This window comes from Proteus sp. G4415, assembly GCF_963896075.1.
Classification (GTDB): Bacteria; Pseudomonadota; Gammaproteobacteria; order Enterobacterales; family Enterobacteriaceae; genus Proteus; species Proteus mirabilis.
The window spans coordinates 1-24,270 of record NZ_CAWQOK010000105.1; the positions used below are offsets into that span (position 1 = coordinate 1).

The 24,270-nt window shown below is 37.8% G+C and carries 26 protein-coding genes and 1 tRNA gene; 10 read left to right on the plus strand and 17 right to left on the minus strand.

The genetic code is table 11. The features are described from left to right. Positions 1-6: 6 nt before the first annotated feature. Positions 7-948: a glyoxylate/hydroxypyruvate reductase GhrA gene (ghrA, locus tag AACU95_RS12295; protein WP_004242695.1), complete on the minus strand. Its 942-nt coding sequence runs from the start codon at positions 946-948 to the stop codon at positions 7-9. 303 nt (positions 949-1,251) lie between these two features. Here ghrA and AACU95_RS12300 point away from each other — a divergent pair. Both AACU95_RS12300 and dauA read left to right on the plus strand, forming a co-directional pair. Continuing rightward, a tRNA-Ser gene (locus AACU95_RS12300) sits at positions 1,252-1,339 on the plus strand. A 570-nt stretch (positions 1,340-1,909) separates the two neighbouring features. Next, positions 1,910-3,610, plus strand: a complete 1,701-nt coding sequence (gene dauA / locus AACU95_RS12305; protein WP_004247967.1) for a C4-dicarboxylic acid transporter DauA — start codon at positions 1,910-1,912, stop codon at positions 3,608-3,610. A 169-nt stretch (positions 3,611-3,779) separates the two neighbouring features. On the opposite strand, the gene AACU95_RS12310 is transcribed toward dauA, so the two are convergent. The 7 genes from AACU95_RS12310 to hemA form a co-directional block, all read right to left on the minus strand. Beyond that, entirely contained in the window at positions 3,780-4,058 is a 279-nt protein-coding gene (locus AACU95_RS12310) for a type II toxin-antitoxin system TacA family antitoxin (RefSeq protein ID WP_004247964.1), read from the minus strand. Positions 4,059-4,135: 77 nt separating this feature from the next. Further along, positions 4,136-5,065: a TIGR01212 family radical SAM protein gene (locus tag AACU95_RS12315; RefSeq protein ID WP_004242691.1), complete on the minus strand. Its 930-nt coding sequence runs from the start codon at positions 5,063-5,065 to the stop codon at positions 4,136-4,138. Positions 5,066-5,072: 7 nt separating this feature from the next. Continuing rightward, positions 5,073-5,927, minus strand: a complete 855-nt coding sequence (gene kdsA, locus AACU95_RS12320) for a 3-deoxy-8-phosphooctulonate synthase (protein WP_004242689.1) — start codon at positions 5,925-5,927, stop codon at positions 5,073-5,075. Between the two features lie 57 nt (positions 5,928-5,984). Continuing rightward, entirely contained in the window at positions 5,985-6,800 is an 816-nt protein-coding gene (sirB1, locus tag AACU95_RS12325; RefSeq protein ID WP_017827238.1) for an invasion regulator SirB1, read from the minus strand. Next, on the minus strand, positions 6,778-7,626 hold the full coding sequence (prmC, locus tag AACU95_RS12330) for a peptide chain release factor N(5)-glutamine methyltransferase (protein WP_141192171.1): 849 nt from the start codon (positions 7,624-7,626) through the stop codon (positions 6,778-6,780). The genes sirB1 and prmC overlap by 23 nt, the downstream gene beginning before the upstream one ends. Beyond that, complete coding sequence (prfA, locus tag AACU95_RS12335; protein WP_004242680.1) at positions 7,626-8,708, minus strand: peptide chain release factor 1; 1,083 nt, start codon at positions 8,706-8,708, stop codon at positions 7,626-7,628. The genes prmC and prfA overlap by 1 nt, the downstream gene beginning before the upstream one ends. Before the next feature lie 28 nt (positions 8,709-8,736). After that, positions 8,737-9,999, minus strand: a complete 1,263-nt coding sequence (gene hemA, locus AACU95_RS12340) for a glutamyl-tRNA reductase (protein ID WP_004242677.1) — start codon at positions 9,997-9,999, stop codon at positions 8,737-8,739. A gap of 239 nt (positions 10,000-10,238) precedes the next feature. On the opposite strand from hemA, the gene lolB reads away from it, so the two are divergent. The 3 genes from lolB (at position 10,239) to prs (ending at position 12,785) form a co-directional block, all read left to right on the plus strand. Further along, the gene (gene lolB / locus AACU95_RS12345) at positions 10,239-10,877 is read left to right on the plus strand and encodes a lipoprotein insertase outer membrane protein LolB (RefSeq protein ID WP_141192172.1); all 639 of its coding nucleotides are present in this window, start codon (positions 10,239-10,241) and stop codon (positions 10,875-10,877) included. Continuing rightward, positions 10,874-11,749, plus strand: coding sequence for a 4-(cytidine 5'-diphospho)-2-C-methyl-D-erythritol kinase (gene ispE, locus AACU95_RS12350; protein ID WP_036908050.1), 876 nt, complete (start codon positions 10,874-10,876; stop codon positions 11,747-11,749). Before lolB ends, ispE begins: the two co-directional genes overlap by 4 nt. Before the next feature lie 88 nt (positions 11,750-11,837). After that, positions 11,838-12,785, plus strand: a complete 948-nt coding sequence (gene prs, locus AACU95_RS12355) for a ribose-phosphate diphosphokinase (protein ID WP_004242665.1) — start codon at positions 11,838-11,840, stop codon at positions 12,783-12,785. Between the two features lie 237 nt (positions 12,786-13,022). On the opposite strand, the gene ychH is transcribed toward prs, so the two are convergent. Continuing rightward, a complete protein-coding gene (gene ychH, locus AACU95_RS12360) occupies positions 13,023-13,301 on the minus strand; it encodes a stress-induced protein YchH (protein ID WP_004242663.1) in 279 nt (92 codons plus the stop codon). A 345-nt stretch (positions 13,302-13,646) separates the two neighbouring features. Here ychH and pth point away from each other — a divergent pair, with 345 nt between their 5' ends. The 5 genes from pth to AACU95_RS12385 all read left to right on the plus strand — a co-directional run bounded on the left by pth (position 13,647) and on the right by AACU95_RS12385 (position 17,164). After that, positions 13,647-14,231 carry an aminoacyl-tRNA hydrolase gene (gene pth / locus AACU95_RS12365; protein ID WP_004242660.1) on the plus strand — a complete coding sequence of 195 codons (585 nt, stop codon included), beginning with the start codon at positions 13,647-13,649 and terminating at the stop codon, positions 14,229-14,231. 191 nt (positions 14,232-14,422) lie between these two features. Beyond that, on the plus strand, positions 14,423-15,514 hold the full coding sequence (gene ychF, locus AACU95_RS12370; RefSeq protein WP_004242658.1) for a redox-regulated ATPase YchF: 1,092 nt from the start codon (positions 14,423-14,425) through the stop codon (positions 15,512-15,514). A gap of 396 nt (positions 15,515-15,910) precedes the next feature. Next, on the plus strand, positions 15,911-16,615 hold the full coding sequence (locus AACU95_RS12375) for an RHS repeat protein (protein ID WP_141192271.1): 705 nt from the start codon (positions 15,911-15,913) through the stop codon (positions 16,613-16,615). Next, entirely contained in the window at positions 16,548-16,988 is a 441-nt protein-coding gene (locus tag AACU95_RS12380) for a hypothetical protein (RefSeq protein ID WP_075204729.1), read from the plus strand. The genes AACU95_RS12375 and AACU95_RS12380 overlap by 68 nt, the downstream gene beginning before the upstream one ends. Next, positions 16,961-17,164: a hypothetical protein gene (locus AACU95_RS12385; protein WP_036908051.1), complete on the plus strand. Its 204-nt coding sequence runs from the start codon at positions 16,961-16,963 to the stop codon at positions 17,162-17,164. Before AACU95_RS12380 ends, AACU95_RS12385 begins: the two co-directional genes overlap by 28 nt. Positions 17,165-17,258: 94 nt before the next feature. Here the strand turns inward: AACU95_RS12385 and AACU95_RS12390 are convergent, their stop codons facing one another. The 8 genes from AACU95_RS12390 to AACU95_RS12425 form a co-directional block, all read right to left on the minus strand. After that, on the minus strand, positions 17,259-17,795 hold the full coding sequence (locus tag AACU95_RS12390) for a fimbrial protein (protein ID WP_004242654.1): 537 nt from the start codon (positions 17,793-17,795) through the stop codon (positions 17,259-17,261). Between the two features lie 13 nt (positions 17,796-17,808). Continuing rightward, a complete protein-coding gene (locus AACU95_RS12395) occupies positions 17,809-18,357 on the minus strand; it encodes a hypothetical protein (RefSeq protein ID WP_004242653.1) in 549 nt (182 codons plus the stop codon). A gap of 10 nt (positions 18,358-18,367) precedes the next feature. Further along, positions 18,368-18,901 (minus strand): spore coat protein U domain-containing protein, encoded by a 534-nt coding sequence (locus AACU95_RS12400; protein ID WP_004251411.1) that lies wholly within the window; start codon positions 18,899-18,901, stop codon positions 18,368-18,370. A gap of 12 nt (positions 18,902-18,913) precedes the next feature. Then, on the minus strand, positions 18,914-19,924 hold the full coding sequence (locus AACU95_RS12405; protein WP_004251413.1) for a fimbrial protein: 1,011 nt from the start codon (positions 19,922-19,924) through the stop codon (positions 18,914-18,916). Positions 19,925-19,934: 10 nt separating this feature from the next. Then, positions 19,935-20,603 carry a fimbrial chaperone gene (locus tag AACU95_RS12410; RefSeq protein WP_004247958.1) on the minus strand — a complete coding sequence of 223 codons (669 nt, stop codon included), beginning with the start codon at positions 20,601-20,603 and terminating at the stop codon, positions 19,935-19,937. Further along, positions 20,596-22,971: a PefC/AfrB family outer membrane usher protein gene (pefC, locus tag AACU95_RS12415; protein WP_141192272.1), complete on the minus strand. Its 2,376-nt coding sequence runs from the start codon at positions 22,969-22,971 to the stop codon at positions 20,596-20,598. The genes AACU95_RS12410 and pefC overlap by 8 nt, the downstream gene beginning before the upstream one ends. A gap of 209 nt (positions 22,972-23,180) precedes the next feature. Continuing rightward, on the minus strand, positions 23,181-23,699 hold the full coding sequence (locus AACU95_RS12420; RefSeq protein WP_004247956.1) for a fimbrial protein: 519 nt from the start codon (positions 23,697-23,699) through the stop codon (positions 23,181-23,183). A gap of 49 nt (positions 23,700-23,748) precedes the next feature. Next, positions 23,749-24,012 (minus strand): helix-turn-helix domain-containing protein, encoded by a 264-nt coding sequence (locus tag AACU95_RS12425; protein WP_004247955.1) that lies wholly within the window; start codon positions 24,010-24,012, stop codon positions 23,749-23,751. Between the last annotated feature and the right edge of the window lie 258 nt (positions 24,013-24,270).

Below are 24,270 nucleotides of genomic sequence, written 5' to 3' on the forward strand. Positions count from 1 at the left end.
TATTATTTAATAGCCACTTTTCATATCCACAACACCAAAAGGTGTTTCGCCCTTTTCAATACGTTGAATATTTTCAACAATTGTATCCATTGCAATATCTGGAATAGTAAAAGCAGCAATATGCGGTGTAATAGAGATACGAGGATGAGTCCAAAACGGATGCATACCCGGTAATGGCTCTTGGCTAAATACATCTAAAGAGGCATCAGCAATATAACCTTGATCGATAGCTTCTAGCAGATCTTGATCAACAAGATGTGCTCCCCTTGCCAAATTAATTAAATAAGAAGAAGGTTTAAGCTGTTCAAAAAGCGAGAAATTTAAAATACCATGAGTTTGTGGTGTATAAGGTAATAGATTGATTAACAACTGACACTCTTTAACAAAATCGCTCAGTTGATCGTTACCATAAAAACTCTCTACCTGATTAATTTGCTTTTTACTACGACTCCAGCAACGCACGTTAAAACCAAGTTCAGCAAGCTTAGTCGCTACACTTGCGCCTAATGCACCTGCACCCAAAACACCAATAACAAAATTATCATAAGTATGTGCGGGGAGTTGTTTCCATAAGCGTTGTGATTGTTGACGTTTATAATCATCCATACGGCGAAAATAATACATCACTTTAGCAATGGCATACTCTTGCATTTGCAAACCCATACCCGTGTCTTCTAAGCGCATTACCGGAACCCCAGCGGGTAATGTGCCTGGTTTTTGTTGCTCTTGCTTTAAAATGGCATCAACACCCGCACCAAGTGCAAAAATACCTTTTAATTGGTTACGGCTTGCTAACATTTCATAGGGAGGAAGCCAGACCATTGCATAATCAGCAGGCTTATCATCACCATGCTCCCAAACACGAATATGCGCGTCAGGAAGTCGTGCTTTCATTCCACTTATCCATGTATTTGCATCAAAAAAAGGATGATAAAAAATAATATTCATTTTTGCCTTCCTCCAGCATTTTTACCATAGGGTGCGAGGGTTATGCTTTTATTTCAAGTCTGTTTGAAAAAGTTGTTAAGAAAAATGTTGATAATGTTAACCAGCTAACGAAATTTAGCTAAAAAATGGATGTTACATCCCAAAAGAGATCACATTATTTGCTTAAGCCTTGTTCATATTGTTTTTTATTTGACTGGTTGGCACAAAAGTTAAGGAAAAAACGCATTTAGCTGTTGACGCTTATCACTCTTTTCCCTATAGTAGCGCCCCGTTGAGCATGAATGCCATGTTTAACCACAATACGGTGAGATGTCCGAGAGGCTGAAGGAGCACGCCTGGAAAGTGTGTATACGGCAACGTATCGAGGGTTCGAATCCCTCTCTCACCGCCATCTTCTAAGAAAGCGCCTAGTTAAAAAACTAGGCGTTTTTTTGTCTTGCTGTCCTTAATCTATACAGCATCTATACAGCGACAACGTTCTGCTTGCTACCGGTACTAAAATTGTAATAATAAATTTATTGTGATTGTTTTTATATACGTTGCTATTAATCTATTTTAGATACTTAATTAGTCTATTTAATAAAAAACTCTTTTTTATATACACTAATTAGCTTTATTTATAGAATTGTTTTTTCCTTTATTTTATAAAATACTTTTTAGCTATTTTTATGCACTACTATTTTTAATGACAATTATTCTAAAATAAAACGCTTTATATAATTTATAGAATAACGTCAAACTTCTTTTTCATGAAAGTAACAGAATAAATACAATACGTTACATAACGTTATCTCTTTTGCTTAAGTTTTTCAATTAATTGCTTTAATTTTCGCTAAGTATTAAGATAGTGTTTAATAATTTGATATATCACATTATTATTAGCAAATAAAAGCGATATCCTTTCTGCTCTTTTTTATCGCCTTTATTCGGCATTTGACTTCTTATTTTGGTTTAAGCCTAAATGAAAACGCATAAAGTTAACCGGGTTCGCCCCTTTAGTGCATTTATTGATGCATGTGTAAAAGAGCCTTACTCTTTTGCCCGTTTATTAAAAGATATTATTGCAGGGATCACCGTCGGCATTATCGCAATACCACTGGCAATGGCATTGGCTATTGGTAGCGGTGTTCCCCCGCAATACGGTCTTTATACCGCAGCTATTGCCGGTATTATTATCGCTGTAACAGGTGGCTCTCGCTACAGTGTTTCAGGGCCTACTGCCGCCTTTGTGGTGATACTTTATCCTGTTTCACAGCAATTTGGTTTAAGTGGGCTATTAATTGCTACTTTGATGTCTGGGATTATTTTAGTGGTTATGGGGTTAGCTCGTTTTGGTAAGCTCATTGAATATATTCCCGTTTCTGTCACATTAGGATTTACTTCGGGGATTGCCATCACTATCGCCACCATGCAGATCAAAGATTTCTTTGGTTTAGAAATGTCGCATGTCCCAGAAACCTATATTGATAAAGTAATTGCTCTAGGTGCCGCTCTACCGACAATCCATCTTGGAGATACATTAATAGGCGTAACCACCCTCTTAGTATTAATTTATTGGCCTAAATTGAATTTACGCCTCCCTGGTCATTTACCAGCATTAATTGCCGGTACGGCTGTTATGGGGATAGTTAATTTATTTGGCCATGATGTTGCCACCATTGGTTCACAATTTAGCTATCTATTGCCTGATGGTTCAACAGGACAAGGTATTCCGCCGATCCTGCCACAATTTGTGCTACCGTGGAATTTACCCAGTAGTGGTGAGTCTATTGCATTAAATTGGAGCACGGTCAGTGCGTTATTACCCGCCGCTTTTTCAATGGCAATGTTAGGTGCGATTGAATCACTCCTCTGTGCTGTGGTGCTTGATGGTATGACGGGGAAAAAACATCACTCTAATGGTGAGTTAGTCGGTCAAGGTATTGGTAATATTGTAGCGCCTTTCTTTGGTGGGATCACCGCAACTGCGGCTATTGCCCGCTCAGCGGCAAACGTACGTGCCGGTGCAACGTCCCCTGTATCTGCGATTGTGCACTCTTTATTAGTTTTAGTAACTTTACTGGTTTTAGCGCCTTTTCTCTCTTATTTACCATTAGCAGCAATGTCTGCATTGTTATTAATTGTTGCATGGAATATGAGTGAAGCTCGTAAAGTTATCGATCTTATTCGTCATGCACCAAAAGACGATATTATCGTTTTAGTATTATGTTTATCGCTTACCGTGCTGTTTGATATGGTTATTGCGATCACTATCGGCATCGTATTAGCCTCTTTATTATTTATGCGTCGTATTGCTAATATGACGAAAATAACAGAATCAACTTATACTGATGATGATAAACAATTATTAGTTGTGCGTGTTAATGGTCCGCTATTCTTTGCTGCCGCCGAGCGTATTTTTAATGAATTACGTGAACGTAGTAAAGGATATAAAACTCTTATTATGCAGTGGGATGCAGTACCTGTATTAGATGCAGGGGGATTACATGCTTTCCAACACTTTGTGGCGGATGTGCAACATGATACTCATATTATTGTTTGTGATATTCCCTTCCAGCCATTAAAGACATTAGCAAGAGCACGAGTAACGCCAATTGATGGCACACTTAATTTTTATCCTTCGCTACAAAAAGCGCTGGATGATATGGAATTAATTCAGTAGTTTTTTAATTATTAATTATAAAAATCTTTAAGCCCTTAATTTACACTATTTAATTAAGGGCTTAATTATTAAGTTATTATTTATATTTTATTTGCCATTGAAAGTGCAGTATAAATGGTTTTAAAGGAAATTAATAAAGAAAAAGGGGGATTTAATCAATTTGGTATTGTCATGCATTGTCCGGTAGAGCAAAAGCCGCTGCAAGTAGTTTAGCATTAGGCTTTGGTGGATTATCTAAAAGTTCCATAACACGTAATGTGTCTTTTTCTGATAATTTTAAACGCTCATTATTTTCAATAACTTGCCGAGCCACAGGTACAATATTACGAAGTACAAACTCTGTTAAGTTTGTATTTTCCAAACTAGCAGCACGAACCAGCAGTGATTTATCTTCTGTAGTGATACGAATTGACACTCGTTCACTGTTTTCTACTAGTGCTTGAGCCATAGCAACCTCCTTTGTACAGATTCAAAGCGTACAGTATGATTAAAAAAGTGACAAGTGATTTTATGTTGAGTGGATAATTATTTACAATTAGCCACAAAAGGCTTATTTATCCCACTACCTTGTACGCCTTTTTCTAATAAGTATTGATAGAGTGCATTCATACCCAACCAGTGATTTTCACACCATTCAGGGGCTAATAAAGTAGGTTTTCTGGCACTGGCACAAACACGATGATAAATAACTTCTGCAGGAGTATGACGGATTATTTCACCAGCAGTATAAACATATTGTTGTTGTGTTAATGCACTAATACGCCCTGCTTTCCATGCTTTGGCTATCGTACTCCCCTCAACTATGTGTAAAGGGTGTAATTTTAGTCCATCAACACCGGTTTCTACTACCTGCTCTAAGGTTTGCATATTTAACTGATGATCTTCACGAGGTAAACCGATAATAAGATGCGTACACACCTTTAAACCTCGGCGACGCGCTTCTTTTGTGGTTGCTTGATAACATTGAAAATCATGACCACGATTAATATGCTTTAATGTCTTATTATGTGCAGTTTGTAATCCTAACTCTAACCATACTTCATAACCTTGTTCGCAATAGCCTTGCAGTAGATCTAACACACTAACGGGTACACAATCAGGGCGTGTCCCCACACATAATCCAACCATATTGGCTTGTAATAATGCACTTTCATACATTTTTCGTAGATGTTCTACTTCTGCATAGGTACTAGTATAGGCTTGAAAATAAGCTAAATAACGGCGAGCACGGGTAATATGCTTAGCTTGGTAGGCGATTTGCTCTTCAATAGAGTGATATTGTGTTTGCTCATCAGCAAAAGAAGAGACATTACAAAATGTACACCCTCCTCGTCCTAATGTGCCATCTCGATTAGGACAACTAAAACCACCATGAAGGGTTATTTTGTGGATTTTTTCATGATAACGGCGCTGGAGATCAGCGCCGAACATATTCACTACAGTGTGTAGTTGCATAACAAGTTTATTTACTGGTATCTAACTCAGGGAAGCTTTTTACCAGAGAGTCAATCGCTTTAATTTGAGCTAAGAAAGGTTCTAATTTAGCTAATGGTAAAGCTGATGGGCCATCACAGCGGGCATGATCAGGATCGGGATGAGCTTCAAGAAATAACCCTGCCAGACCCACTGCCATACCTGCACGAGCTAACTCAGCGACTTGTCCACGACGACCACCAGAAGCCGCACCGAATGGATCACGGCATTGTAGTGAGTGGGTAACATCAAAAATCACTGGAGCCCCTTCTGAGGCTTGCATCATGACATGAAAACCTAGCATATCGACCACTAAATTATCGTAACCAAAATTACTACCACGGTCACATAAAATCACTTGGTCGTTACCGCCTTCTTTAAATTTCTCGACGATATTTCCCATTTGACCAGGGCTAACAAACTGTGGCTTTTTCACGTTAATTACCGCACCGGTTTTGGCCATTGCCTCAACCAAATCGGTTTGACGCGCTAAGAATGCCGGTAGCTGAATAACATCAACGACTTCAGATACAGGCTGAGCTTGTGAAGGTTCATGAACATCCGTGATAATTTTTACCCCAAAAGTCTCTTTTAGCTCTTGGAAAATTTTCATTCCTTCATCAAGACCCGGTCCACGATAAGAGTGGATAGATGAGCGGTTTGCTTTATCAAAAGAGGCCTTAAATACATAAGGAATATCTAATTTTTGAGTAACCGTGACGTAATGCTCACAAATACGCATGGCTAAATCGCGCGATTCCAATACATTCATGCCACCAAAGAGCACAAAGGGTAAATTATTTGCTACCTTGATATCACCAATACTCACCACTTTATGTTGCATATCTATTCCTATCTTATTTTGCCATGTACCGTTATATACCCAGTACGGGATTAAATTTTAATGTAAAACAACAGGATGCTGTTCTATTGAATGAATTTGAATTTTAATCATCTCTGAAATGGGATCTTCCGGACACTGTTCAACAAAGTAGTTAAGGTCAGACAATGCCACATGATTACACTCTAATTGAGCATAAATCAGCCCACGATCACGTATTTCATAGGGATCTTCTGGATCAAACAATAACACCGTTTCACTGGTCTTAAGTGCCTGCTCCATCTTCTTTTCTTCCATTAAAGAGACTTTGAGTGTATCTAATAACTTGCGAATAATAGAACTGTGTTCTGACTCTTCTAGATCGGATGCTGATAGCTCAGATGTACTGCCTACATTACCTTTTAGCCAAACGTCTAAAGTATGACGAGAAAGATATTCACCATTAATGGGATTTAAGAAAAGTGGTTTTTCATTCGGAATATCTATTCTGATAATTAACTGTGTAGGAAAAATAACTGGCGCTAACGGTAAATTTATTGCCTGTGCGATATAAATTAAAATGGAACCTAATGACACAGGTGAACCAATATGAGTGGCCAATACTTTATCTAACCATAACGTATCAGAAAGACAATATTTGCCACTTGCACCACTGAAATGCCATTGTTTATAAAATAGCTTCAGCAGTGCATCAATTCTCTCTTGTATACTGGCTTGGTGGGGAATTTCCGCTTCTGCTTGCTCCACCAGCTGTGCCAATTGATAGCCAACTGAAGTGACTGGAAAATCTGGGCGAATTGCCTGAGAGATAAGGATCATACCCTTAACCAAAGGGGCTTTGTTAAATTCGTAATCAGCTATGGTTTCTATCATCATTCCAACGACCTACTGTCACTCGCTCATTACCGCCGTAATCACGGAAAGTTTCCACGCAGCAGTAACCCTTATCAATAAAAATATTACGTACTCTTTCACCTTGTTGCCAACCATGCTCTATTAATACCCAACCGTTATTAGCTAAAAACTGACGGGCATTTGTAATAATAAGCTCAATATCAGCAAAACCATGATCTGCCGCGACCAATGCGGTTAATGGCTCAAAGCGAACGTCTCCTTGAGAAAGATGTTCATCTTCTTCATCAATATAAGGAGGATTGCTGATTATCATATCAAATTGATAACCAGAGAGTGAACTAAACCAGCAACTTTCCGTAAATTCTACGTTGCTAAGTGCCAAATGTTGTGCATTTTCTATCGCTAATGCTACCGCTTCTGGTTGAAAATCAACACCAAGGACACGACAGTCAGAACGTTCCGAAGCTATCGCTAAGGCAATAGCCCCTGTCCCCGTACCTAAATCTAAAATTCGACTTGCTTGTGCAGAGAGTTTCTCTAATGCTTTTTCAACTAGACATTCGGTATCAGGCCGAGGGATAAGTGTTGCAGGAGAGACTTTTAAAGGTAGTGACCAAAATTCTCTCTCTCCTACTAAATAAGCGATAGGCTCGCCCTTTATACGTCGAGCAAGGAGGGATGACAATTGCACTAGTTCATCTTCTAAAAGTACAGTTTCACTAAAAGCAATCAAATAAGTACGAGCACGTTTTGTTACGTGCCCTAATAGAATTTCTGCGTCCCGCTTTGGGCTGTCACTATCAATTAATTGCAAGGCTGCTTGATGCAGCCATTGTTTATAATTCATTAATCTTGCTCAGATAAAGCGGATAGCTGATCGGCTTGATATTCAGTGACAATAGGTTGAATAAGTGCATCTAGTTTACCTTCCATCACCTCATCTAACCGGTAAAGCGTAAGGTTTATGCGATGATCCGTCACGCGACCTTGTGGGAAATTATAAGTTCTAATACGATCAGAACGATCTCCTGAACCTAATAAGTTACGGCGTTCAGATGCTTCGGCTTCTTGACGTTTTTGTACTTCGGCAGCACGAATACGCGCACCTAATACTGACATTGCTTTCGCTTTGTTTTTATGTTGAGAACGCTCATCCTGACACTCTACCACAATGCCCGTCGGGATATGCGTAATACGGATGGCCGAATCCGTGGTATTTACGTGCTGACCACCCGCCCCTGATGAGCGAAAAGTATCAATACGTAAATCACTTGGGCTAATTTCAGGTAATTCAGCTTCTGGCACTTCAGGCAATACCGCAACTGTACAAGCAGAAGTATGAATGCGTCCTTGAGATTCTGTTTCAGGCACGCGTTGTACACGATGTCCGCCTGATTCAAATTTCAGTACCCCATAAGCACCATCACCAATGACTTTGGCAATGATCTCTTTATAACCGCCATGTTCGCCTTCGTTTGCATTCATCACTTCAATACGCCAACGACGTGCTTCGGCATAACGGCTATACATACGGAACAGGTCACCGGCGAAAAGTGCGGCTTCATCACCACCCGTTCCGGCACGAATTTCAAGGAAACAGTTGAACTCATCATCAGGATCTTTAGGTAATAACAGTACTTGAAGTTGCTGTTCTAGCTCCTCATTGACGCTTTGTGCTTCTTTTAGCTCTTCTTGAGCCATCTCTTTCATTTCAGGATCATCAAGCATCATTTCTGCCGCTTCCATATCATCTTGCACTTTTCGCCATTGACGATAACAAGATGTGACATCCGTTAATTGAGCATACTCTTTTGAAAGCGCACGAAAACGCTCCTGAGAGGCAATAACATCAGCTTCTGCTAGAAGTGCTTGAATTTCTTCATAACGCTCTTGTAGAGCTTCCAACTTAGCGACAATAGAAGGCTTCATTCGTAGATTAAGATCCTGTTAGATAAAGTTAATTATGGGTAATACCCAAACTTTCACGTAAGAGATTCAGGCGTTCAATATCACCATCACTGGCAGCCTGTTGAAGAGATTTGGTTGGTGTATGAATAAGGCGATTCATCAACTGATGAGAAAGCTGTTGGATCACTTTTTCTGCATCAGCGCCATTTTGTATCAATGCAATCGCTTTTTCTGCCATTTCTGCACGTAACATTTCTGCACTATCGCGATATTCTCTAATCGCCCCGACAGCACCTTGAGCACGTAACCAATCCATAAATTGGCCACTCTCTTGTTGCACGATATGTTCAGCTTCAATGGCTGCGGCTTGGCGCTGTTCACGGTTATGCTGAATGATAGCTTCTAAATCATCAACACTATAAAGATAAACGTTACTCAGTTTTTCAATATCTTGTTCAATATCACGAGGCACAGCAATATCAACGAGTAGCATTGGTTGATTACGACGTTTCTTTAACGCCCTTTCTACCATGCCTTTGCCAATAATAGGCAACGGACTTGCTGTTGAACTGATCACAATATCCGCTTGAGAAAGTGACTCATCAATATCAGATAAAGTGATAACCTCAGCGTCAACTTCATTCGCTAAACGTTGCGCTCGCTCTTTGGTGCGATTAGCAATAATGATTTTTTTGACTTGATGTTCACGTAAGTGACGCGCCACTAATTCAATCGTTTCACCCGCACCGACCAATAAGATAGTCAATGATGATAATGACTCAAAGATTTGGCGCGCTAAAGTACAGGCAGCAAAAGCGACAGAAACAGCATTAGCACCAATTTGGGTCTCTGTTCTCACTCTTTTCGCAACTGAAAAGGATTTCTGAAACAGACGTTCCAGCTCTGAAGAGAGCGAGTGATAATTTTGAGAATCGGCAAACGCTTTTTTGACTTGCCCTAAAATTTGCGGTTCACCTAATACCAAAGAATCTAAACCACTAGCAACGCGCATCAGGTGGCTCACTGCTTGATTATCTTGATGCCAATAAACACTATTTTTAAGCTCATGAGGCTCAATTTGGTGATACTGACATAACCAACTGATCAGTTGTTCATGGCTATTTTCTTTATCTTCTAGACTCAGATAAAGCTCAGTACGGTTACAAGTAGACAGCACTACACCACCTCTTACAGCAGGTTGCTGTAACAAGTTATTTAAGGCGTCACCCATGGTATCAGGAGAAAAAGAGACTTTCTCACGTAACGCTACGGGGGCTGTTTTGTGATTAATACCTAATGCTAATAACGTCATATCTTATAATTGAGTTATGAATAAATACCGACTCGCGACTTGACTTAGTATAAACCTAAAACAGCGCATTTAGTATGGACTCTTCATTGCCGCCATTCTACTTGATGAACTCTTTCAATAAAAGTGCTTACTTGTATGATAGGCAAATTCAATCGACTATTTAACGAAATATCGTTATATCTTCGCGTTTATGATACGCTTTTTTGCAACAAAGAACGAATGTAAGGAATATCTCAGCTATGCGCTCACGCATTTTTCCAACCAAATCACTTTTGCGTCTCCTTCCGCTAGCTGCGCTGCTACTAAGTGCATGTAATTTAAATAATATACAAACACAAGGTTCAGCGTCAGATAACGATGTTCAATGGCAATCGCGTCAACAAGCATTAAATAAGATTTCACAATATGAGACACGTGGCGCCTTCGCTTACATTGAAGGCACCTATAAAACTTACGCACGTTTCTATTGGCAAGATAAAGATACCGATCGCTATCGCTTACTTTTAACCAATCCATTGGGGACGACAGAGCTAGACTTAAATGTGATGCCTGGTGTGATTGAAGTGACTGATAATGGTGGTAAAAAGTATTATAGTGACAATCCAACTGAAATGATTTATCAGCTCACCGGTATGGTGCTCCCTTTAAAAAATTTACGCGCTTGGTTAATTGGTTTACCGGGTGATGCCACGGATTTTGAACTCGATGCAAATCATCTTTTAAAATCGGTTACATGGCCAACCCCAGAAGGTGATTGGGTGGTAACCTACCAATCCTATGACACCGCAATAACACCGAACTTGCCACAGCGCCTTGAATTAAAACAAGGTGAACGCACGATAAAATTAAAAATGGATAACTGGGATATACAGCAATGACACTAAGTTGGCCCTCTCCTGCCAAATTAAATCTTTTTCTCTACATTACCGGGAAACGCCCCGATGGTTACCATAATCTACAAACCTTATTTCAATTTTTAGATTATGGCGATACGCTAACTTTTACGCCCCGTAATGATACGCAGTTAACCATCTTAACCCCCGTTGAAGGGGTTGCAGATGAAGATAATCTGATTATTAAAGCAGCCAAATTATTACGTCAATACTGCCATCAGCACCATATTCCCCTACGCTATCATGGGGCAGATATTAGTATTGATAAAAAACTGCCCATGGGAGGAGGTTTAGGGGGAGGCTCTTCCAATGCTGCGACAACACTGATAGCCCTTAATTACCATTGGCAAGCAGGCCTAAGCGATGAAACATTAGCCACACTCGGCGTGACGTTAGGCGCAGATGTGCCGGTATTTGTTAAAGGGCATGCCGCTTTTGCTGAAGGTGTTGGTGAAATATTAACCCCGGCATCACCCAAAGAGTGTTGGTATTTAGTTGCTCACCCCGGAATTTCTATCCCAACCCCGACAATCTTCACAGATCCAGAATTAAAACGTAATTCGCCTATTCGCTCTCTGGGCGCATTATTACAGGCTCCGTTTGCAAATGACTGTGAAATGATCGCAAGAAAACGTTTTCGTGAGGTTGAATATCTGCTTTCGTGGCTGTTAGAATATGCACCGTCACGCTTAACTGGGACAGGTGCTTGTGTATTCGGTGAGTTTGAATCGCAAGAGGCCGCTAGTGAAGTGTTAATTAACGCCCCTGAGTGGGTGCACGGATTTGTGGCGCAAGGCGTTAACATTTCCCCTGTGCATTTATTCCGCTCAAGGATACCTGTGTTATTGCACCCGTAACTATGATGTTTACAAACCCTATGTTGATAAACACGTTCTTTACAGGTCAACAATATCTCTCTCTGGACGCAAGCCTGAGGTTTTTCTCGTGCCCGATATGAAGCTTTTTGCTGGTAACGCAACCCCGGAACTGGCTCAACGTGTTGCCAATCGACTCTATACTAGCTTAGGAGACGCTGCTGTAGGTCGTTTTAGCGACGGTGAAGTCAGTGTGCAAATCAACGAAAACGTACGTGGTGGTGATGTTTTTATCATTCAATCAACCTGCGCACCAACTAATGATAACTTAATGGAATTAGTGGTCATGGTTGATGCATTACGTCGAGCTTCCGCTGGTCGTATCACTGCTGTTATTCCTTACTTCGGCTATGCCCGTCAGGATCGCCGTGTTCGTTCAGCCCGTGTTCCTATCACGGCTAAAGTTGTTGCGGATTTCTTATCTAGTGTAGGCGTAGACCGTGTTTTAACCTGCGACTTACATGCAGAACAAATCCAAGGGTTCTTTGATGTACCGGTTGACAATGTCTTCGGCAGCCCGATCCTTTTAGAAGATATGCTTCAAAAAGAATTGGACAACCCTATTGTTGTTTCTCCAGATATTGGCGGTGTTGTTCGCGCTCGAGCTATCGCTAAACTTCTGAATGATACTGATATGGCAATTATTGATAAACGTCGCCCTCGTGCTAACGTTTCTCAAGTTATGCATATTATCGGTGACGTTGCTAATCGCGACTGTATCCTTGTTGACGATATGATCGATACAGGTGGTACATTATGTAAAGCAGCAGAAGCGCTGAAAGAACGTGGTGCTAAACGTGTATTTGCTTACGCGACTCACCCTATTTTCTCTGGTAATGCTGTTGAGAACATCAGAAGCTCTGTTATTGATGAAGTGGTTGTCTGCGATACAATTCCATTGTCAGCAGAAATCAAAGCATTAAATAAAGTCCGCTCATTGACCTTGTCTGGTATGTTGGCTGAAGCCATTCGTCGTATCAGTAATGAAGAGTCAATTTCTGCGATGTTCGAACATTAATTTGTCGATTTAATATCGTACTTTGAGATAATTAAACCCGCTATAGCCTATGTTATAGCGGGTTTTTTGTTATCTTTTTAAGATAAAATATTTAGACAATAAAAAACCCGCGATCACTTTATCAGCGGGTCTTTAGATATGTATTATCTGCATATTAACAACAATGAGTTACTTATTATCTATTCTTACTTTATTATGAATTATGATTTTATCTATATTTTATTGGTGCTCACACTGTTATGGATAACGATGATTATCATGGCGACGATAACGTTCGTCATGATTACGCAACCACCAATATCTTTCTGCAACGGTTTCTCTACCACCAATACGAGCCCCTGCTAACCAAACAAGTGCACCAATAAAGATCCCCATTAGCGAAGCATCAGATAAAATATCAGGTAGCCCTAATGGAAAAATATGGCTAAGAAGATTATAACCGAGACTACCGAGCATAAGCACCATACCGATAGCCATCAATAAATTGCCAACGGCAAAAGCATGTTTATATTTCATGTTGCACCTCCAAGCGCGTCGTCAGACGATTCAACACCAAAATACATCGAATAACCTTTTATTCATTGTAGTTATTATAGCCATAAAGACTAAAAAGGTATTGTCGCAGTGATCACATGCTCTGAAAATTATTGACAATTCTTTGCAAAAAATGTGTTTTATTTCTTTTATAAATCATTTATCGGTGCTAATACGCCTGTTTCGCTCTTTTTGCCCTATCAAATAATAAGTATTTTCTCCTAGAAAGATTTCAACAAAATAATCATGACAATCTATTTTGTGCTTCTTGACAGAGAAAGGTAAACTAGATGCTTTCTTTTAAGACGATAACAGTGAAAGGCAATTGTGAGTAAAATTAAACTTATCGTCGGGTTAGCCAACCCCGGTGCTGATTATGCCCAGACTCGCCATAATGCGGGTGCTTGGTATGTTGATTTATTGGCTCAACGTCATCAACAATCTCTAAAAGAAGAGAGCAAATTCTTCGGCTATACCGCTCGTATTAATTTAAATGGTAATGATGTTCGTTTATTAGTCCCTACCACTTTTATGAATTTAAGTGGTAAAGCGGTATTAGCGATGGCAAATTTTTATCGTATTCAACCCGATGAAATATTGGTTGCACATGATGAACTGGATTTACCACCGGGTGTGGTAAAAATGAAATTGGGTGGCGGTAATGGTGGCCATAACGGACTAAAAGATATTCAGAGTAAATTTAGCAATAACCCCAATTTTTATCGATTACGTATTGGGATTGGTCATCCCGGTGATAAAAACAAAGTGGTCGGTTTTGTGTTAGGTAAACCACCAACAAGTGAGCAAAAACTTATTGATGATGCAATTGATGAAGCCCTTGCTTGTACAGATATTCTGATGCGTGATGGTTACGAAAAAGCTATTAATCGTTTACATAGCTTTAAAGCTTAACCCCTATCAATAAAGCTATTAGTGTATCAAATAAGTTAACTGGGCAATGCCATGCCCTTTTCTTTTGCGCAATTAATCCCTGATGATTTAATCAAACAGGGATTTGTTCTATAATAGCGCCAATTTTTTTAACAGCACACAACAGGAGCTCCCCCTTTCCTGTTGTTTTTTATGTGACAAGGTGAACGTTTATGGGATTTAAATGTGGTATCGTCGGTCTGCCTAACGTAGGGAAATCTACACTGTTTAATGCCTTAACTAAGGCAGGTATTGAGGCAGCCAACTTCCCATTCTGTACTATTGAGCCAAATACAGGTGTTGTACCCATGCCTGATCCTCGCTTAGATAAGTTAGCAGAAATTGTAAAACCACAACGAGTGTTACCTACAACAATGGAGTTTGTTGATATTGCAGGTTTGGTTAAAGGCGCATCTAAAGGTGAAGGCTTAGGTAACCAATTCCTTACCAATATCCGCGAAACTGAAGCTATCGGCCATGTCGTGCGTTGTTTTGAAAATGACAATATTGTGCATGTGGCGGGTAAAGTCGATCCTGCTGAAGATATTGAAACAATTAATACCGAATTAGCGCTTTCTGACTTAGATACCTGTGAACGAGCAATGCATCGTAATCAGAAAAAAGCCAAAGGTGGTGATAAAGTTGCTAAAGCAGAGATGGAAGTTTTAGAGAAATGTTTACCGCACTTAGAAAAAGCCGGTATGTTGCGTGCATTAGATTTAAGTGATGAAGAAAAAGCGATTATCCGTTATTTAAGCTTTTTAACCCTGAAACCAACCATGTATATTGCCAACGTCAATGAAGATGGTTTCGAAAATAATCCTTATCTTGATACGGTACGTAAAATCGCTGAAGCCGAAGGCTCTGTTGTTGTTCCTGTTTGTGCTGCTATCGAAGCAGATATTGCAGAGCTAGACGATGAAGAGCGCGAAGAGTTTATGCAAGATTTAGGCATCGAAGAGCCGGGCTTAAACCGTGTTATCCGTGCAGGTTATGCGTTACTCGATTTACAAACTTACTTTACCGCTGGTGTAAAAGAAGTCCGTGCTTGGACAATCCCTGTAGGTGCGACTGCCCCACAAGCTGCAGGTAAGATCCATACTGACTTTGAAAAAGGTTTTATCCGCGCCCAAACCATCTCATATAATGACTTTATCACTTATGGTGGTGAACAAGGTGCGAAAGAAGCAGGTAAAATGCGTGCGGAAGGTAAAGATTATATCGTGCAAGATGGCGATGTGATGAACTTCTTGTTTAATGTGTAATAAATAGCTTTATTATTATTTAGTATTATTCGGTTTTCTTCACGTTTAAATACTAACAAAAGCAGCATAAACTCTACGAGACTTATCGAAAGTTTATGCTGTTTTATTTTATAAAAAATAACTTTAATATAATTTAATATCTAATTTATGCATTAAATTTGCATCCCACTCATTTAATGAGTTTTTACTTAAAAATAAAATAGATTATATATTGATAATCAAAAAATAATAAAATGCGTATATTTCAATAAAAACAATTTATTACATTTTAATCATTATAATTTCCCATTAAATAGTTTCATTGCAATTTTTTACAACGAAAGTGCCCAATTAATACGTGTTGAGCAACAGACAAATCACCCTTATCGCCAATTTGGGTGGACTGATGCCGGTGTTATGGCGTGGCATAGCGATAAATATGGCTTACGCAGTGAATACCGCTGGGCACTTTCAGAAGATAATATTTGGCGAGTGATTGAAAACAAAACGAGCGAAGGCGAAAGCTATCGTCTTGAATATGATGATATCAACCTCACACGAACCGCTTATTGGCACGATGGTTCAACCTCATTTTGGCAACTTAATCATGATCACCAAATTATTCATTATACCGACCGTACAGGCATTAAAACGGCGCTAATTTGGGATGAGTTTGGATTACCTTGCGGTTGTCGCAATGCGTTGGGTCATACACATATTAGTGAATGGGACGCATTGGGCCGACTACTCAGCATAACGGATGGTAATGGTAACCAAACGCACTGGCAATATCAGAATGAACGCGAACGCCTTATCACTGTCTTTTGGCCGGATAACACAGAGTCGCGTTTAGCGTATGACAGTTTGGGGCGACTGGTTGAAGAAGCTCACTTAGGCGACCGAGTCTTCACATCCGCACCACGCACAATATTACTCGACTATGATGCGACGGGTAACCTTGTCAAACGTGAGACCTTAACTGATCGCTACCAATATCAATGGGATAGTATGAACCGCCTATTGGTCGCCAGCAAACAGCCCAATCAACGTGGTCTTGAAATGGGTTTGCAAGCGAATCAAAGTCCATTTTACCTACGATGCACTTGGCCGCATTACTCGTGAACAAACGGGCGACGATATCGTCGAATTTAATTACGATGAACTCAATAACCTAAGCCGTCTGACGTTACCTCAAGGTGACAGCCTCAACTGGCTCTATTACGGCTCCGGACATGCCACTGCCATCAACCACCTTATTGACGGTCGCTCACAGTTAATTACTGAATTTGACCGTGACGACCTACACCGTGAAATCAGTCGAACTCAAGGAGCTCTCACCCAATATCGGCAATACGATAAACTGGGGCGAACCATTAGCACTTTCAGCTCTCGTGATAAACAGCACCCGTTAAATGGCATTACCTTATGGCGTAAGTGGTTTTATGATCCCCAAGATAATCTTGCGCCATGGAAGACACCTATCGAGGTTGGGTAGAATACCTGTATGACTCAGAGCAACGTTTAAAAAAAGTCGCCAGTAGTGAAAACCTTGATACCATGCTGTTTTACGATCGCGCGGATAATCTACTTGAGCGTCCGCAATCAGAAATTGATGATGAACACTCCCCTAGCACTAAAGACAGTTTTCTATTCATGGGGACAAAATTATAGATCTTAGCCCCAATGATAATATTACAGCAATTGCTCTGTAATATATAAAGGAAACATAATATGGCGTTCCCTTTTTGAATAAGATTAAAATAAATTACTTATATAATGCATTAATAATTATGCTACTTTTTAGTGAACCTTTTTCAACAATTTGAGATTGAGCATATGGTTTTGCAAAAAAACTAATATCAAATTGATTATTAAGATCTGCACTAAAACTTTTATTCACTCCAGATAGATTTATTGGGCTTGAGTCTGCCCATGATAAATAAATTCCTACACCAGATAAATTGGTTTTAAGTTCACCACCAATACCATTATTTAATGCACCTTGGCTACCAGGCTTAACTTTGATATCAATATGCTCAGGTTTAAAACCACTTTTTTGGCAATCAACAATAAACTGTGTTTTTACGGCTGGTTGATTACCAGCTAATAAATTACTTTCGTTGATAACATCAAAATCTACTATTTTATTAAATCCTTTTCCATTATTAATATCACAAGTGATTCTAACTACATCCAAAGAAATTGTTAATTGAGCATCAGGTAAGATTTCATCTGATAAACTTGGTTGAGGAAAATTACTTAAACAAGTAATAATAAAATACATATATATTTTTTTATTCATACAAAAACTCATATCAGATATATTTTATTTTGATAGTTATATGGGTATTTCCATTACCCAAATGAACGGACTTTCCTCCTAATGGAAGTACAACTGGTTTTATTTTAAGTTTAACTTTCATCAATGAAGCATCCGTTTTTTTAAAAAAAAGTGCCTTCCCCATTGGTACCCCTTCACCAATAGCACCTATTTGTTCATCTTCCCACGACACAAAATAGCCAAGTGTGGTATTTTTTGAACCAATATAACCCACACTACCCATGGTTAAATGAGGATTAGCAGGTTCAAAAAGTATTGTAACTCTTTGTGGCTTAATTGTGCCCGTACAATCCAAAAAGAGTGTTGAGTGCCCTTCAACTTCACCCGATAAAATAGTCGCTGTATCAACTGCTCCAAAAGTAACATTGTCAACAGTGGCGGGTAAGCATGTAGCTATTTTTACATTCATACTAAATTGCGATTGAACAGCACCGCCAATGATTGAGGTTGCATTTAACTCAGAGCCATAACAACTTCTTGTGATAAAGATTAACAGGCTGGTAAGCAATATAGATTTGCACATAGTCCCTCAACTAATTGAAAGTTAGTTTAATGTTTAACGCCGTATTTGCTGCACCAGGAGAAACAGTCTCCCCAAGAGCAACAGGTTTAACTTTGATTGGAATAGTAAAACTTTCTTGCGTTGGCTTGTTTGTTGGGGTAATTGTACTGCCATTAATAGTAATTGCTGTATCCACAGGTTTAACGGTCGAATCTCCCCACTTAAGTTGATAACCCACCGTTGAATTTAATTTAGTATTAATAATGCCATTTGCTACATCTTTAACACCATCAGCCGCCGTAAATGCTAATGTGTAATTAGTCATTTTTGTATCGCATACAATAGCCAATGATATTACCTTCTCTGCGACAGCTCCTTTTTTAATATCACCCGCGCTTTGGTCACCAAATGTCACATCACCAACCGTTGTACTGCAAGAGGCTTTCACTGTCATACTTAAATTTGAAGTGACTGTTCCACCAGTAACATTAGAGGTGAAACTTGTTGCTCCAACATAAATAGGAAATAAAATAACGCTAAACATAAAACAAGATTTTTTTACCATCGTTAACTCCATTTAATTTAACTTTATATTAATCGTTAATGCAGTATTAGCCGGCCCAGGGATTGGCTGAGTGGATAACGCAACAGGTTTTACCCTTATCGGAATAGTAAAATTATTGGTTTTTGGCTTTGTATTCGGAGCTATTGCCACATTATTAATAACTACAGCACTATTAATGGGTTTAACCGTGCTATCTGCCCAAGAAAGTTGATACCCCACAGAACTATTATCTTTAACCTTAATGATCCCTGTTGTGGCATTATTCACACCATCTTTACCAGAAAAACTGAGTGTGTATGCAGGTAATACAGCATTACACGTAAAAGAAATATTTATATTTTTTCCTGCAATAGTATTCATTTTTACGTCACTAGCGGTTTGTTCACCAAATGCGACGTCATTAACAGACACTGCACAAGAAGCATTATTTATCAACGTCATCGATGTTGGTGCACTAAGAGCAACGCTTTCCTTTTGTAACGTATTGCCCATTTGACCAATTCGAGAATAATAATTACGTTTCAACATATAGACAGGATTAATAACCGTTTTTCCTACAGGTGGCTTTTTTTGTAAATAAACAACGCCTGAATCAGTACCACCACCGGGACCTGTTAAATTGGTCCAGCCAACCCCAGATATTTTATAATCAAGAACTAGCAGCCAAGAAGAATTAGCACAACTTCCCGTTGAACGAAAACGCAAGTATCCATCTGGTGAATTTTTATCAACTGTACCAGTAGTCGGGCATAATGTTGGTGATGATCCATATTGATCAACAATATAAATATAATTTCCATTTGTATTTCCCGCCCCACTATTAGCACGTAGACATTGACCAGCAACGTTTATAGGGGCGTCTGGCGCACCAAAAGAATAAAGCTTATCTCCCACTTTTTTATTTGTAATATCTATTTGGGCTGGAAAATTATATTTGATTGACACATTCCGACATCGAGCAGCAGAAGTATCCATAGCAATAAAAAATAATAATAGCGTGAAATAAAATGATTTATTTTTCATTTTTACTTCCTTAATTAAGCTCAATAACACGTCTAGCACCATAATCATCAATAGCTTCAACGGTTACTTTACCTAACAATGGGCGCTGCACATTTACCTCACTGAAAGGTGGAAATAAACTAATAGATTGCTCAATGTCTTTTGACAAGACCAAAGGATTATTATTGACTGACACTTGAGTTAATGCAAAATAGTAAGGTGTAGGATTCTTTAAAACTGAACCACTATATGTCAGACTTTTTTCTGCATCCTCGCGTTTTTCAGCTAAAATCTTAGGGCGATAAATCAGTTTAACTTGTGTGTTTAATGCAACAGCAAGCACATTACTGTCATCGGCAGAAGAAATTGGCGGGATTTCCTGAATATTGAGCCAAAACAATGATTCCCTATCTTTAGGTAAAATATCATTTACATATAGCAAGCGGATTAATTGTTTTTCTCCTCCAGTTATTTTGAATAAATTAGGTGCAGGAATAAAGAACACTTCATTCCCATTAAGATTATCAATCCAAACTTGGCCACCATAGGTTTTATCACTATTATTCTTAACTTCTATCGCGATATTCTTGCGACCTTCATCATAAATAAAGCGAGTACCATTAAGCGTAAACGCTGAATATGCTTTAAAACAGGTTAATGACGATATGATTAAAGCAAAAACAAATACTATTCTATTCATTACATTCAATTTCCATAATTTTATGATCATTAGATTCTACTTTCTCCAAATTTAAAGTACATTTTTCACCATTAGGTGATATAACGAATAGCTTATTAGGCTTATCTAATAAATTTAATAAAAGAACCCCAGAATTTGAAACAAATCCTATATATTCATCATTTTTATTTCTAACAGCACTTCCAGCAGAAATAAAATCACCATTTTTATTTTTTATTCTTAATATATACCTTTGAATTGTTGAATATTTAAACTCGCGATAAATAATAGCTTTATCTACTGGAGTAAAATTTTGAACAGAATCAAGTAATTCAACATTATTCGGAATTTCTTCTGTATTTATTTTTAAATTATTTTCAATGTATGGTGATACCCCAACAATAGTGTTTCCTTCTTTGTCAGTTGGCGGTGAGTCATTGAATGTTATACCCTCTATATTTTTAATTTTTGCAATTGCGACAGTATCTCTTCTGACATTACTGAATAATAATCCTGTATCTGGGGTGGCTAATAAACTTCCTGAAGCATTAATAGAACTGGTAGTTTGATGGCCATTTTGAGAAATCGCATATCCCGTATTAATAATACTATGATCAATACCAAAATAAGCAGAATTAGACCAGTTATCACGATCTTTACTTGTATTGATACTATAGTTTATTTTTTCATTAATACTTCCAGAAACACCAGAATTAAAACTAGCTTTATTTTTCCTATCGTAGCTAACAGAATTTGCCCAAAAATGATTTTTATCATATAAGCTAAAGGGAATATTTATTCCAACAGAAATAATATAATTATCATGCTCATAATCGTTTAATTTTTGATAATCCGCTGATAATGAGAAATCGACAGATTTAATTGTTGTATTGTAAGTAATATTTGCGCCAACTTCATTACTAATACTATTTCTATATGTTTGCATCCAAGCAGATAAGCTAACAAAGCTACCATCAAAACTTTGGGACAATATCGTTTCATAACGCTCTTTACGATTACTGCGATGATATAAAGCATTTGAATTAAATTCATTAAAATCAACATAATCTTTACCAGTATAGCGATATGCGAGTAGCTGTAAATTAGTATTATCAGTCAATGAATTTGCATATTGTAACGAATAGCTGATACCAGACTGCCTAACTTCGGGTGCTGTTGGTGTCTGTTTTTGAAATACACTTACAGCAGTATTAGCAGTAAATGACATTGCACCAAATCGTCCAAAATCTTTACTCATTCCTAATGCTGCACTTTTATAATTATTATGCAAAATTCCCGCAGCATGAACCGTAACATTAGTTAATCCGTAGTCAAATGCACCTAGAAAAAATAAACTATTTTCTCTTTTACCTACTGTTTCTTTTTCTCCGATAGCAATGTTGTAATTTATTTCATCTGTGCGTAATAAGGAAGAAAGTGTGGCAACAGGATAATAGCGAACTGTTTTTGTCCCATCACTTTCTTCTACTGTCACTGTTATATTTCCATTACTTACTGGTGCTATATTTTTTAATTGATAAGCCCCTGCGGGAACAACTTGTGAACTTAATACATATCCATTTTGAGATATAGTAATTTTAGCATTAGAGTTTGCAACACCAGAAATAACCGGTGCATAACCTCGTTTTTCCCATGGGCGCATATCCCTTTCTGAGCGCAGTGACATTCCATAAAAAGCAAAGTTAGGTAATATTGATAAAGAAGTTATTGTTTTACCTATGGTAAAACTTCCTTGTATTGATTTAATTGCTGTGGAAACTGTTGCCTCCGATGTTTCTGTACCCGAGTTCCTTTGGTAACTACTACGAACATAAGCGACCCAACGACCTAAATTAGCATATAAATCAAAATCACCATAAATTTGTGCTTGTGAAGAACTGGTTTTAGAAATATAGCCCGAATAGTTTAATTTAATACCTGTTATCCCATAATCCCATTCCTGCCGGCGCAGAGATTCATCTAATGCAATTTGAGGAATACTAAATGTTAAAGTTTGCTTCGAATTATCAAAAATAACCTGAGCCCCAGGATAACGGCTAATATCATAACAATCGCGCTCAGGATGATAATATAATTCAAATAAATTTAATTTTATTGGAAGCGATAACTCATTAATCCAATCTTTTTTTAAACATAAATTTTCATTATCTTCTGGTGAGATAATTAATTCTTTTTTACTAATTAATTTTCGATTGAAAATAACCTCAACAATATAATGCCCAGCAGGATAATTGGTATTTTCATCAAATATACCAGCAGCTTGCAGTTGAACTCCTCCATGTAAGAAGTCCATATTTAAATCTGCGCAAACATAAAATGGACTTACTAACAAGGATAACACAAAAGCATTAATTGATTTTAAACGCATTGATATTATCCATTAATATTTTCAAATGAAATAAAGGATCAATGACCCTTTATTCCAGTCATAATGCTTATATTAAACTTTATTTATATTCACAAAAATAGAATAGATTAAAAGCACCCTAAATAGAGCATAATAATAACTATTATTAGAATAATTAAATAAAAGTAACTACATTGATAATAGACATTATAAAATTAAATAATGAAACATTATTTATAAGCTACTGCATAAGTTGCGCTTGAAATTACAGTACCCTCTGTAACAGTTTGACCTGCCGTTGCTGTCATTCTTGCTTTAAATTTCATATTACCAATTGGATCATTACCATTACCAAAATCAACACTTTGGTTATTATAAGTTACATCCTGATTAGGTGTGGTTGAATTAATCGCTGTTAATTGAATAGATACACCACCGGCAGTACCTTTCATATTAGCAAGACCTGAATTAGTAAAACCTGCACTTTGCCAACCAACTTGGCCACTGGTTTTTTTCAGGCATTCATCCGTACGAGGGACTAATTCAAATTCAACATATTTACCATTGGTATCTGCAGTGGTCATTTTACCCAAATCGATTGTTGATTTAACTAAACCACCAATTTCTGTATCAATATCACACGTTTCCGACGTAACCGCACCAATAAATTGAACTTCACCGGTATTAGCTAATGTATATCCACTAAATAATGCACTGCTCATGACTAAAGGTAATAATAATTTTTTCATTTAAACTTCCCCATATATTAAATATTAATTAACAACAATTAAATCAGAATTAATACCTATCAGTTAATTCATTAAATGTTAAAAACTCACTCCATGATGAGTCCAATATCATCAGTATTTTATTAAGTAAGGTAACAGTAATATTTGTAGTTCCATTTTCATATCGAGAAATTTGTTGCTGACTAACATTCAATATGATCGCTAAATCCTGTCCTGTTAAACCTAACTCTTTCCTTTTATACTTTATAAACAACCCTGTTTTTTTATTAAAAAAATCCGACATACTAACGCTATTATTATCATCTTTTTTCATTTGTGAAAGCATTCCTTTTTCTTACTTTACCCTCTACTTAACTAAAATTTTTATTACTATATTGTCATAATTAGACTTAGTAAAAACGTTTTAATCGATCAATTAAGTGAAATGTGATAGATAAAACCTATCATAATCAGACCATCGATCGGAGATACCGATCATAAATGTAAAAAAATCAACATAATCTGTTGATATATAATGACAAATGAAAATTAACAACTTACATAATAACAACAGCAATCTTACATATATAGA